This is a genomic window from Lacrimispora struthionigena (genome assembly GCF_048627165.1).
Classification (GTDB): domain Bacteria; phylum Bacillota; class Clostridia; order Lachnospirales; family Lachnospiraceae; genus Lacrimispora.
The window spans coordinates 586,662-598,714 of sequence record NZ_JBMBWP010000001.1 but is presented as its reverse complement, the minus strand read 5'-3'; the positions used below and the strand labels follow the sequence as shown (position 1 = coordinate 598,714).

Genomic DNA, 12,053 nt, shown 5'->3' with positions numbered 1-12,053 from the left:
TTACTTATTTACAAGAATGAGCTTTGACTCAGGAAGATACAGACGAATCGTACTGCCCTCTTCATAAACCTCTTCTGCCGGTCTGCTTACCAGGAACTTGCCTTCCGCTGTCAGCACTTCATACTGATAGCTTTTTCCTAAAAATGTCCGGACGCCTACTGTTCCAGTAAGAACATTCTGTTCTTCCGACTCGCCTGCAATTCTAATATCTTCCGGCCTGATTGTACCTGCCAGAGAATCGCCGTTTCTGTCAGACTCTACTGTAAATACTGTACCAGCCTGGGTTTTATATACATTTCCTTCTCTATTTAACGTTAGGAAATTTTCAAAACCGATAAATCTGGCGACAAATTCCGTTTCCGGTCTCTGATAAATGTTCTCCGGCGTATCAAACTGCTCAATGATTCCCTGATTCATAACCGCTACCTTATCAGAGATGGAGAAACATTCTTCCTGGTCATGGGTGACAAATAAGGTAGTAATTCCAAGCTTTTTCTGAATCCGCTTAATCTCCATACGCATGTTGATCCTAAGCTTTGCATCTAAATTGCTAAGGGGCTCGTCAAGAAGTAAAAGCTTTGGCTCAATTACCAGGGCTCTTGCAAGGGCAACTCTCTGTCTCTGCCCGCCTGACATCTGCTGGGGGAAACGTTTTTCAAATTCTGAAAGACCGCAGACTTCCAAAATATTTTTAACTTTCTCGTCAATCTGCTGTTTATCAAGCTTTCTCATTTTTAAACCAAAAGCAACGTTATCATATACATTTAAATGAGGGAACAGTGCGTAGCTCTGGAACACAATACCAAAGTTCCTTTTATGAACCGGAATCTTTGTTAAGTCTTCCCCGTCCAGGGAAAATACTCCGCTCTCAGGCTCTATAAATCCAGCTACCACACGAAGAGTGGTGGTTTTCCCACACCCGCTGGGACCTAATAATGACACCAGCTCCCCTTCCTTTACTTCCAGATTTAATCCTTTTAACACCTGTTTTTTCTTATCATAACGGACATCAATATCCTTCAGTGTCATATATGCCATATCATATTCCTCCTATTTCGCCAGGGCGGCTATTCCCAGTGTTTTATCTACAATTACCATCATAAGAACTGTAACCGCCATCAATAATACGGATACTGCCGACACCGTAGGGTCATAATTATATTCAATATAATTCATCAAAGTTGCCGGAAAGGTGGATACTCCCGGTCCGGAAAGAAACATGGATACCGGTATGTTATTAAAGGAATTGATAAATGCCAGCATGAAGGCAGCAGAAATTCCGGAGGTAATATTAGGAAGTACAACCCGGAAAAATGCACGGAGTTTTCCGCAGCCCAAGCTCCATGCCGCTTCCTCTGTGGAAAAATCAAACTGCTCAAGGCTGGAACCTACCACCCGGATCACATAGGGCAGGGTTACCATAAAATGTCCGGCTAATAATCCCATAAATACTGGCACTCTCAAAGTTAAAACCAGGAACTGATAAAGGACAAAACCGATTACGATTCCCGGAACTATGGTTGGAGAAAGAAATACAGATTTTATCAGGTTCTTACCCTTTAATCCGGATCTGGCCAGAGCATAGGCTGCTGGTATTCCCACCAGCAGGGCAATGACAGTCGCCAGCATGGCAATCTCAAGACTGGTTAAAAATGAGATACGGAAGGATTTTGTGGTAAATACCTTTACAAACCATTTCACAGAAAAGGATTCGATTGGAAAGGTGATTGCACTGCCCTTGCCAAAAGCGGTAACTGTAATAATAACCAGCGGTAATATTAAAAAGCAAAATACGAGAACGGCAAAAACAGTGAGCATCTTATTTTTACGCATGGTCTCCTCCTCTCTTGTCCAGTCTTGCTGCCAGTGAATTGAATCCTTTGATTACAGCAAGTGTTACAACAATCATGATCAGGGAAATAACGGCTGCGCCATCCCAGTCTCCCACACTCATGGCTCTCTGGTAAATAAATGTGGAAAGTACCATGTTTTTATTTCCGCCTAACAGCTGGGGAGTGGTATAAGCAGTCAAGGTTCCTGTAAAAACTAAGATGCCGCCCACAATGATGCCCGGCAGGCTCATGGGGAAAATCACTTTCATAAAAGCACGGATTCTGTTTGCACCAAGGCTTAAAGCCGCCTCCATCATATCATCACCAATATTCTCCATGACACCAGCCACAGTGACGATCATAAGGGGAAGAAATAAATAAACCGAACCAATAATAATGGCGAAGTCCGTATAAAGCAGCTTAAGGGGTTTTTCCACAATCCCGGCTGTAACCAGTATCCGGTTAATCAGACCGTTGCTCCCTAAAATATTAATCCAGGCAAAGCTTCGGATTACAGAATTGGTCATCATGGGAAATATGGAAACAGACAACAGGATCCCTCTCCATTTTTTCCCGCACCGGCTGATAAAATATGCGGTGGGAACTCCAAGTACCATGCAAAATCCGGTGGTTAAACACGCAACCTTTACCGTTCTTACAAAGATTTTCCAATAATATTCATCCTGGAAAAATGACACGTATGCGCTTAAGGGATACTCTCCTGTATGAAGAGATGGAATCAATACTCTCAAAAGCGGAAGGAACAGACATACTGCCAGAATCACCAGCCCGGGAATTATCATTACAAATGCACTGCGTTTCTTCATTTTAACCTCTCCATGCTTTCAGCACTCCAAACGTTGCTGTTTCTTATAACTACTTATAAGTACAATTAATTTATATCTATACATTTATTATAATTTATGATATACTGTACGTCAAATACATATAATCTATATTTTCTATGCAGTAAAGCTATAGGCAAACAAGAAAAAGGAGAAATCAGCCATGGATTTAAAAGAAGCCAGATACATTCTTGCTATTTCCAGAAATAAAAGCATCAGCAAAGCTGCAGAAACGCTTTTTATTTCCCAGCCGTCCTTAAGCAAATATTTAAAAAATTTAGAGCAGCAGCTTGGAACCCGTTTATTTGACCGGGTGGGAAGCGGTTATTATCCCACTTATATCGGAGAGCGTTACATTCATTATGCGGAAAAGATAGTGGAGTACGGAATGGAATGGAATATTGAATTTGATGATATTATGCACCACAACCACGGTCGCCTAAACATCGCTCTTCCTATCATGCTTGGTAACAGTCTGATTGGCCCCACACTGATGAAATTTCACAGGCTTTATCCAAATGTCACCGTCAATATGATGGAGGAAGTCAATTTTGTAGCCGAACACACCTTGACGGATCATACGGTGGATTTAACCTTTTATAATGTGCATGAGTTTCCTACTGATCTGGATTATCAGATTATTGGGAAAGAGGAAATGATTCTTGTGTTATCTGCTGAGAATCCACTGGCAGAAAAAGCAGTCAAAAAAGAAGGCTTTCAATATCCGTGGATTGATTTAAGCCTTCTGTCCGGGGAATCCTTTATTCTTCTTTATCCTGATCAGAATACGGGAGGAATCGCATTAAAACTCTTTGAAGAATATGATATGGAACCGGAGATCCTACTCCATACCCGTAACAGCGAGATGTCCATCCGTCTTGCCATGGAGGGGCTGGGTGCTGCGTTCGCACCGGAAAGTTATTATCACTATTTAAGAAACAGAGAGCCTTCCTCTTCTGTCTGTCTTTCCGTGGGAAAAACAAGAAACGATAATACACTGATTGCAGCTTATGAGAAAAACCGGTATCTGCCTAAATACGCCAAAGCATTTTTGGATATTCTCACAGACTATTACGAAACGGAGCATGCTGCCTGTTTTCCAAATTAAGTAAAGAAAACGCGTCCGGAAAACCGGACGCGCCTTTTTACATGGTCATCATTGCGACTCCAAATAAAATCATCAAATCAAGCAATAAACAGACACCTGTGACACAGATAGAAAATACAGCCAGATTCTTTTTTTGTGGATTAACGGATCTGCTGATAATCAGAGTGCTTGACAACAAACCGAGACACAGTCCGATTAATCCGCAAAATGCCCAGCCACCTAATGACAGGATTGCAGATAATATGTAAGTCCATTTCGGTATATTTTCGAAAGGAACATAAGGTTCCTTTGAGTTTAGATAAACTCCATCCACAGCCAGGTCAACTTTTCTGCCTATTGCTGTCAGATGGACTGTGGTTCCCTCAAGATTAAGGGGAACATCAAACAGACGTATAAACAGGCTTTTATTCTTAATTGGGGTTGAAACACCGTCTACGACTGCCTTTGCTTTAAAAGCTCCCGGTTTAAATGCAATCTCATGATTCACTCCGTTTACTGTAACATTCCATTTGCTTTTCATACGAATTCTCTCCAATTTTATAATTTATACTATTTGATACCAGCTGCAATCAGCTGTAATTTTCCAGCTGTCTGCTCATCCAGATCCCCAAAGTAGGCAAGCCCCTCCGGTGACTGATTATAAAGAACGTGATATAAAACACAGGCAGAGAGATAAGTGCCTGCTGGTGACGGATGATTTTCATCTTCATCCCATAACTCGATCTCCGGAAACTGGGAGGTACACCTCATAAAAGCGATTCCAGCAGGAGCCAGCATGGCATCCAATTCTTTTGCGATATTGATATAATGGCTGGCTATTTCTGTCTGCATCTCATCCCTGGACTCCCTATATTTAAGCCCTGCCACAAGATCGATTGAGATCCCCTCTTTAAAAGCCCATGTCATGAGAAAAACCGGCTCTCCCTGTGCCTGGCGGATCAGGGAATTAAGGGTTCTGGCCGCTGAATACATGGTTTCTTCTCCCATAGTGGCAATTCCGCTTTGCTCCTGTAAAATTACATAATCCCAGGTGTAATTCTCCAGTGCATCATATACCTGGCTTCCAACTTCATCCTCCCGGTCAGCAAAATATTCCAGACGATAGGAACCTTCTGTCAGTTCATATACATCAGCCATAAATCCACCGCTTTGGCTTAACTGTGTAAACACAGACGGCAGGTCATTGGTATACGTCATACTGTTTCCCAAAAATAAAACCGAAGGCTGGTCTTTTACTGGGTCTGGTTTCTTTAAATCCAGATTTTGAGTGAAATCCATAGGCTGGACTTTCTCTCTTTTCAAGACGCTGGATATCAGTAGGTATCCACCAATTAACAATGCAGCAAATACTGCTAAAACAATGATAACAATCTTTTTTATTGTTGATTTCATACTCCCACTCCTCTTTTTTTCTTTTATTTGTATCGGCACAAATAAGAAATAATATAGGGATTAAGGGAAATTTGTTACTTTTTGTTAACTTTCAACAATTATGTTTTGTTTTTGGTAACCAATTATATGTAGTTATAAAAAGAAAGAGCCGATAACCGCATATTTACTTATGCATGTCATCGGCTCTGGGTCTATACGCCCTTATTATTATTTCATTTCATCCACTGCAGTCTTACCGGCAATTCGTCCAAAGGTAAAGATATCTGTTAATGCGTTGCCGCCAAGACGGTTTCCTGCATGAATACCTCCGGCAACTTCTCCGGCAGCATAAAGATGTTTAATTGGCTGGCCATTTTCATCTAATACATGAGTATTGGTGTCGATCCTAAGACCGCCCATGGTGTGATGAACAGCTGGCTTTCTTGGAGTTGCATAGAACGGTGCTTTCTCCACTTTCAGGCTGAATGTATCCTTATGGAATTCCGGATCAAAGCCCGCATCTACATATGAATTATATTTTACAATGGTCTCTTTAAGAACTTCTGGATCCATACCAACTTTAACTGCCAGTTCTTCGATGGTATCGGCTCTGAATAAAGTACCTGCCTCTACCTGACGGTCTAATTTCTCCTGGCTTGTATTGGCGGCAGTTTTCTTAATTTCATCATCTGCAATCAGATAGAATAAACCGCCCTGTTCAATAGCAGCTTTTGTTAACACATCACGGCCTGAGAACTCATTTACAAAACGTCTTCCGTTTTTATTAACAATTACAAAGTTTTCCGGTGGAACCTGAATACCACTAAACAGCTCACCAGTATCCGGATCGGCAACAGGCATCATCTGGGTAAATCCCATTCCTGTCAGTGCTGCTCCTACTGATTTACCAAGCTGGATTCCATCACCAGTCATAGCAAAGGAGTTGGTGGTTCTTATATTGTCATCGATGGCACTCCAATAGGTATTATATTCCTTTAACATCTTTGTATTGGCACCAAAACCACCGCTTGCAAGTACAACTGCTTTAGCATGAACTGTGATCTTCTGGCCATTGACACCAGTTGCTATAACTCCTGTGATCTCGCCATTTTCTAAAATAAATTCTTTTACAGGACTGTCTGTGATAATCTTTCCTGAGTGCTCCTCCACATATTTTGTGAGAGCAAGGATAAATGCGGTACCATAGCTTTTCACCGGCTTATGGCCACGGCGCCAAAGAGCTCCAACCGGAGCAAATACAACGCTCTTGTCATACTCAACGCCGATCTCTTCCAGCCATTTAACACTTTCTAATGCTCTGTCCGTAAGAATTTTTACCAGGTCGTACTGTCCGTAGATGGTATTGCCTTGTAAGTCGGTACGCTTTCCGCCAAAATAGGTCTGCATTCTGTGAAGAAGAGGAGAATCGAATAAATGACCTTTTCCCGTACCGAATTTTTCCTGGTATTTGGAAAACTCTTCTTTCAGTGCATGGAAATCATCTAAATATTCCGGATGGATCTGGCTCTCATCAGTTGCTAACAATGACTCGATGGTATGTCTTTCTCCCGGATTTTCATCAAACTCTCTCTGCCACTCAGGATCTGCCGCATTAACCGGACCACCGGAACGTATGGTATTACCGCCTACTGCCGGATATTTTTCAAGTACAATTACACTGGAGCCATTCTGTAATGCAGTGGCAGCCGCACTGAGTCCGGCGCCGCCTCCACCAACAACTACTACATCACAAGTATACTCTTCATCTTGTCTGTTCCGGCTGCTGGCAGGTTTTGGACGTCTCTTAAGTATATCAGGGTTGACTCCGGCAAGCTTCACTGCTTTGGCAACACCATCGATTACAGCGTTGCTGGTTTCAGATGCACCAGAGAGCGCATCTACATTCAGAGTCTGTCCTTCAATGATTTTATCCGGTATTCTTACAAATACCACATCTGCGATTCCTTCGGTTTCGCCCTTGGTATCTATATTAATGCTTTCAATTCGTTTTTCGCTGAAGGATACCTTCATAGGAAGATTTCCGCTGTGACCGATTGCGTTTACTTCATATTCGCCAGGAGTAAAGGAAAAATCCTCTTCCTCATTAAGCTGATTTGAAATGGTAGCAAAACGCATAAAGCGAAGGAAACAGATATCAAGGAAATCAATCGTTCCTTCATTAACCAGATCACCGGCTTCATCAAATGCCTTGCTCGCATTTCCCAGTAAGAACTCATAACCTGGCATTACATTTGCATCCACACCTGGTGCATCCAGGATCTGGCGGAGGTGAAGCTGCGCACGGGAAGATCCCTGTGTTCCTAAAGAGGCGCCAACGATCATTACCGGCTTACCTGCAAGTGGATGAAGATCAAAGCTCAGCCACTCAATCAGACTTTTAAGTCCGGAAGGAATGGAATGATTGTATTCTGGAGTAGCCATAATAACACCGTCACACTCTGTGATCTTATTATTAAACATCTGGATCACTTCACCGTAGGACTGGTTATCAGACTGATTAAACATGGGAACATCTGTGATATCAAGTACTTCAATTTCTGCTTTTGACTCAAAATGTTTTTTCATAAACTGAAGGAGTTTACGATTATATGATTTTTTTGCATTCGTTCCAACAATTGCTATAAATTTCATTGATATGAATCCTCCTACTCTTGCCAAGTGAATTTTTTTGCGCTTTTTTTCTGAACTTTTTCTGCCAAAAGTTTCGTTGTGATATCTGTAAACAGAACAAATTCCCTGAAAATTTCATCAAGCTCCGTTAACTTGTCCGGATAGATAAGATCTCCGGCATTATCAAATGCGGCTTGTGATTTTCCTAACAGGAACTCACTGCTTGGCATAATTCTGGCTGCCAGCTCAGGGGAATCAAGAATCTGTCTTAAGTGGGCCTGGGCACGGGAAGAACCAAGTGTACCATGGGAAGCCCCTACAATTAAAACAGGCTTATCCGTAAGCGCCTGACTTGTATAGCTGATCCATTCAAGTGCACTCTTTAAAACGGCTGGTATAGCATGATCATACTCCGGAGTTGCTATAATAACACCGTCTGCATTTAAGATTTTATTGGATAACTCCTCTACCTTTTCAGGAACTTCTAAATCCTCTGGTTCCATAAAGGCTGGTAAATCTTTAATTTCATATAATTCAATCTCCGCCTCACTGGAAAAATGTTTTTGCATAAATTGAAGCAGCATGCGATTAGTTGACACATCTGAATTCGTGCCCACGATTGCTAAATATTTCATAGTAATCTCCTTCCTATCCATTAAGTTCTCACAGTTGTACTTATGTGTTTGATATAATTTTAACACATCGTTCTTATATTATCTAATAGTTATTTATTGAAGTTTGATAACAAATTTGTTATAATCAAAAATAATCAAGAAAAAGCAAATTATTTCTCAAAGAAAGGAATAAAATGTCGAAAATCTCTTCTCAGGAAATTCTGTATTATATTGATGCCATTTTAAAATACAGCAACTATGGCAAGGCTGCTAAGTCTCTTTATATTTCTCAACCTTATCTGACCCAGGTGATTAAGAGGGTGGAAAATGAATTAAACTGCGAACTGATCACACGGAACAAGCTGCCTTATCGGTTAACGGAACAGGGAAAGATCTATTATCAATATCTGACCTCATTAGAAAATAATTATGCAAAGCTGTTAAGGGAAATATCCGATGTTTCAGATATTGACAAAACGATTATAAAAATAGGGATTCTTACCAGCCTCGGTACCTACCTTTTACCTCTTTTTCTGCCGGATTTTCTTACCCTGCATCCAGACTGCAGAATCGAGTTAGTAGAGGACTTTCCAGAAAAAAATGAGAAGCTGATCCAGAACAATGAATTGGATTTCTGGATTGGGCAAAACTCAAGAAATATATCGCCCTACTTAAACTCTGTCAGCTGGGGCAGGCACAGATACCGGGCTGTAATCCCGCGGTGCAGTGATTTGTATCAGGAAGATACAGCCGTCATTGCAGAAGGCAGCATCGACATGAGTAAAATCTTATGTCAGAAACTGGTTCTCACCTCCAAAGGTTCCGCCATCAGAAAACAGATCGATCAATTACTGAACCTTTATAAAGTAGAACCCCGCATCATTATGGAGAGCACAGAGATCAATACGATTCTAAAGCTTGCCACAGGTAATTTAGGAATCACCTTTATTCCTGAAAGCGTCTATGTGAAGGAAAATCCGTCAGAATACAATATCTATCAGATCCCCATTGACGAACTGAGCTTAGACTACTTCATAGCATACCATAATGAAAGAAAACTATCCAACATTGATCATGACCTGATAAATGCCTTTTTGATTCATGGACAGAACAATTCCGATCTGGGAGAATGAAATGACAGAATATACAAAGATTATATATCTTATGGGAACAAAAATTTCCCTTTATATTAAGGGAGAAGAAACTGAAATGCTGGCAGAAAAGGCGGAAGAAATGCTGATCCATTATAATGAGATCTTTAGTGCCAACAGTGATCACTCCCAGCTTGCCATGATTAAAAAAATGGCTGGAATCGCCCCCCAAAAGGTGGATGAAGAGCTGTATGAACTGATAAAAACCGGAAAAAAGCATAGTCTGAATGAGAATTCATTTTTAAACATTGCAATCGGGCCTTTAATAAAGCTATGGAAAATCGGGTTTACCCAGGCGCATGTACCGGATAAAGAATCCATAGAAAAAGTGCTGGAACTATTAAATCCTGAGAATATACAACTGGACGATGATAACAAAACCGTATATCTGCAAAAAAAAGGAATGGAGATCGACCTGGGAGCCGTTGCTAAAGGTTATTTCGCAGATAAAGTCATGGAGTTTTTTAAAGATCATGGCGCGGTTTCAGCTATGGTAGATATGGGCGGCAATGTGCTGGTGCATGGAGACTCCCCCTCTGATGGCAGTGACTGGAACGTGGGAATCCAGAACCCGTTTTTGCCAAGAGGAAATGCGGCTGCACTGGTTAAAATAAGAAATCAGTCTGTTGTAACATCAGGAATTTACGAAAGAGTCCTTGAAAAGGAAGGCAGTAAATACCATCATATTTTTAACAGCAAAACCGGCTATCCTATGGAAAGTAATATTGCTTCTCTGACTGTGGTCGCCGACCGGTCCCTGGACTGTGATATTTATACCACAGAATTGTTTGGACTGGATGCAGTGTCAATCATTCGTAAAATGAATAATATGAAAGATTTAGGTGCTGTTGTAATAACCTTAGACGGAAAATTGGCCTGCACAGAAAATCTTATGGGACAAATTCATCCATTCAGTATGTAACTGAAAGCCCACCAATCGCTTTATCGCCGATGGTGGGCTTTTCATGTGCAAACTAATAATGTTTCATTGACAAACAAACTAATTGTATGCTAGGATAACAATAGTAAGAATAATTATTATAATAAAGGAGAAGTAATTTATGTTTGAAGTAGAAAACAGTCCAAAGCGTTATTATAAAGTCATGCACAATTACCAGGAGGCTCAATTGCTTTTTGCTGCAATACGTTTGAATATTTTTTCCTATCTTGATACGCCTCAGACTGCACAAGCTGTAGCAGAAGCAATTAATTGTGACAAACATCAACTGGAACTCCTGCTGTTATCACTGGTCTCCTGCGGCTTGGTGAATAAACAGGAAGAATATTATAGAAATACACCAGAAACAAGAAACTTTTTATCCCGCAACAGCAATGTGTTTCTTGGTGATACACTCTTATTTCGGGAAAAGATGACCTCTCTTGGACACCTGGAAGAAAAGATAAAGTCAGTATCTTCCATAAATAATGAGACTTATGATTTTTCTGAACTTGCCCGTTTGTCTATTCCTGAAATGTACTCTGGACGTGTACAGGCATTTATAAATGAAGTAAATAAACTGTTTCCTGATCATAATGAGTGTCTCAACATTCTGGATCTGGGAGGCGGAGCAGGTATTCTGGATGTTGAACTGATCAGACATTTCCCAAACAGTAAGGCAACCGTTATGGAAACGCCGGATGTTTCTAAAGTTACAAGGGAGATTGTGGAGAAATATGGGGTACAGCAAAAGGTTCAGGTAATTTCGGGTGATTTCAATCATGACCCTTTAGGCGGACTTTATAATATGATTATTGCCTCAGGCGTTCTGAACTTTGTTGAGGGTGATTTAACTGATTTTATAAGGAAAGTGTCTGATTCATTAGAAGTCGGTGGTTATTTGTTTATTATAGGGCAGTTTGCAGATGAAAAAGATGCTGTTCCTGCAAATATGTTAAGCTGGCTGTCCGGGTTTATGGATGGCATCCCCTTACCTCCTGGAGCTCAGGATATAGAAAAAGCATTACAAACGTGTGGTCTTACTCCAATAAGCAGGGTGAAAGTTGCTATGTTTGAAGGCTACATTTACAAAAAAGAGGAAAAGAATGAATCTGTGAGTTCAAAAGATGTAATCAATTCGTTCATTGAATTAACAGAAAGTATTTCAAACTCTAAAACGAATATTCTTAATTTTGGAAGTGAGGATATGACGTTTCATCGTGGAGAGATTCACATGATTAAAACAATTGGAGATTATCCGGGAATACACAGTGCTGAGCTTGCGAGGAAATATGGTATAACAAGACCGGTTGTTCATAAGACTTTACAGAAATTATCAGAGAGAGATTTAATCGTCAAAAAAGATGATCCGGAAGATAAAAAACGCTATTTACTTTATCTGACGAAAAAGGGAAATGCTGCCTACAGGGCTCATGAAAAATATCATAGCGATAATGATCAATCACTTTTTGATTTTCTCAATGGTACTTCCAGTGAAAATTTAGCAACTATTAAAGGCTTTTTAGAACATGCTATCGGTTTAATACAAAACCACTCATAATCC

The 12,053-nt window shown here is 40.6% G+C and carries 11 protein-coding genes; 4 read left to right on the top strand and 7 right to left on the bottom strand.

All coding sequences use genetic code 11. The annotated features are described in order from the left end of the window. Genes ACOAOT_RS02800 through ACOAOT_RS02790 form a run of 3 tightly spaced genes read right to left on the bottom strand, consistent with a single transcriptional unit; the run spans position 1 to position 2,659 of the window. On the bottom strand, positions 1-1,038 hold the full coding sequence (locus tag ACOAOT_RS02800; protein WP_420215577.1) for an ABC transporter ATP-binding protein: 1,038 nt from the start codon (positions 1,036-1,038) through the stop codon (positions 1-3). A gap of 12 nt (positions 1,039-1,050) precedes the next feature. Then, entirely contained in the window at positions 1,051-1,833 is a 783-nt protein-coding gene (locus ACOAOT_RS02795) for an ABC transporter permease (RefSeq protein ID WP_420215576.1), read from the bottom strand. Then, on the bottom strand, positions 1,826-2,659 hold the full coding sequence (locus ACOAOT_RS02790) for an ABC transporter permease (protein ID WP_420215575.1): 834 nt from the start codon (positions 2,657-2,659) through the stop codon (positions 1,826-1,828). The genes ACOAOT_RS02795 and ACOAOT_RS02790 overlap by 8 nt, the downstream gene beginning before the upstream one ends. Positions 2,660-2,840: 181 nt before the next feature. On the opposite strand from ACOAOT_RS02790, the gene ACOAOT_RS02785 reads away from it, so the two are divergent. Further along, positions 2,841-3,785, top strand: coding sequence for a LysR family transcriptional regulator (locus tag ACOAOT_RS02785; RefSeq protein ID WP_420215574.1), 945 nt, complete (start codon positions 2,841-2,843; stop codon positions 3,783-3,785). Positions 3,786-3,822: 37 nt separating this feature from the next. Here the strand turns inward: ACOAOT_RS02785 and ACOAOT_RS02780 are convergent, their stop codons facing one another. The 4 genes from ACOAOT_RS02780 to ACOAOT_RS02765 form a co-directional block, all read right to left on the bottom strand. Continuing rightward, complete coding sequence (locus ACOAOT_RS02780; protein WP_420215573.1) at positions 3,823-4,305, bottom strand: hypothetical protein; 483 nt, start codon at positions 4,303-4,305, stop codon at positions 3,823-3,825. A 29-nt stretch (positions 4,306-4,334) separates the two neighbouring features. Then, entirely contained in the window at positions 4,335-5,177 is an 843-nt protein-coding gene (locus ACOAOT_RS02775; RefSeq protein WP_420215572.1) for an SGNH/GDSL hydrolase family protein, read from the bottom strand. A 207-nt stretch (positions 5,178-5,384) separates the two neighbouring features. Beyond that, positions 5,385-7,808, bottom strand: coding sequence for a flavocytochrome c (locus ACOAOT_RS02770; protein ID WP_420215571.1), 2,424 nt, complete (start codon positions 7,806-7,808; stop codon positions 5,385-5,387). Between the two features lie 14 nt (positions 7,809-7,822). Beyond that, positions 7,823-8,422: an NADPH-dependent FMN reductase gene (locus ACOAOT_RS02765; RefSeq protein ID WP_420215570.1), complete on the bottom strand. Its 600-nt coding sequence runs from the start codon at positions 8,420-8,422 to the stop codon at positions 7,823-7,825. A 173-nt stretch (positions 8,423-8,595) separates the two neighbouring features. Between ACOAOT_RS02765 and ACOAOT_RS02760 the strand changes: the two genes are divergently transcribed. The 3 genes from ACOAOT_RS02760 (at position 8,596) to ACOAOT_RS02750 (ending at position 12,050) form a co-directional block, all read left to right on the top strand. Next, on the top strand, positions 8,596-9,534 hold the full coding sequence (locus ACOAOT_RS02760; RefSeq protein ID WP_420215569.1) for a LysR substrate-binding domain-containing protein: 939 nt from the start codon (positions 8,596-8,598) through the stop codon (positions 9,532-9,534). 1 nt (position 9,535) lies between these two features. Continuing rightward, entirely contained in the window at positions 9,536-10,474 is a 939-nt protein-coding gene (locus ACOAOT_RS02755; protein WP_420215568.1) for an FAD:protein FMN transferase, read from the top strand. A gap of 139 nt (positions 10,475-10,613) precedes the next feature. Then, complete coding sequence (locus ACOAOT_RS02750) at positions 10,614-12,050, top strand: methyltransferase (protein WP_420215567.1); 1,437 nt, start codon at positions 10,614-10,616, stop codon at positions 12,048-12,050. Positions 12,051-12,053 lie beyond the last annotated feature (3 nt).